This window comes from Mariprofundus erugo (genome assembly GCF_005818865.1).
GTDB lineage: Bacteria > Pseudomonadota > Zetaproteobacteria > Mariprofundales > Mariprofundaceae > Mariprofundus > Mariprofundus erugo.
In genome coordinates, this window is the sequence record NZ_VBRY01000024.1 from 1 (window position 1) to 598 (window position 598).

Annotated in this window: 1 protein-coding gene; it reads right to left on the bottom strand. The window is 52.8% G+C overall.

Going from position 1 to position 598, the window contains the following annotated elements; all coding sequences use genetic code 11:
• Positions 1-598, bottom strand: a 598-nt coding sequence (locus FEF65_RS13250) for an IS256 family transposase (RefSeq protein ID WP_138240295.1), incomplete at both ends; no start/stop codon positions are given.

Here is a 598-nt window from a genome sequence, read left to right on the forward strand (position 1 = left end):
TGCAACTCTGCCTCTTCGGCAGTGGCCGCCGCATATATGGCGCGCAGGTCGGCAGCCACTTCCTTGCGCATTTTCCACGAAACAAAGTTCAGGCTGTAACGCACCATATGGACGATACAAAGCTGAATAGCGGTTTTGGGGAACACGGCTTCAATGGCTTCAGGAAACCCCTTCAGTCCAGCCACACAGGCAATGAAGATATCCTGTACGCCTCGATTCTTCAGTTCGGTGACGACCTGTAGCCAGAACTTGGCTCCTTCGGTCTGGGCGATCCAGATGCCCAGAAGCTCTTTCTCGCCAGACATGTTGACGCCCAGGGCCAGATAAACTGCCTTGGTGCGTACCATCCCGTCGTGACGTACTTTGACGTGAATACAATCCATATAAACGATGGGGTACAGCCTGTTCAACGGACGCATCTGCCAAGCCTTTGCCTCATCCGTCACGGCATCTGTTACTGAGGAAATAAGCGTAGGCGATACCTCCGTGCCATACATTTCCTCAAGGTGGCTCTGGATTTCTCGTACAGGCATACCTCGCGCATACAGGGAGATGATCTTGTCATCAAATCCTGTCCATCGGCGTTGATGCTTGCCTA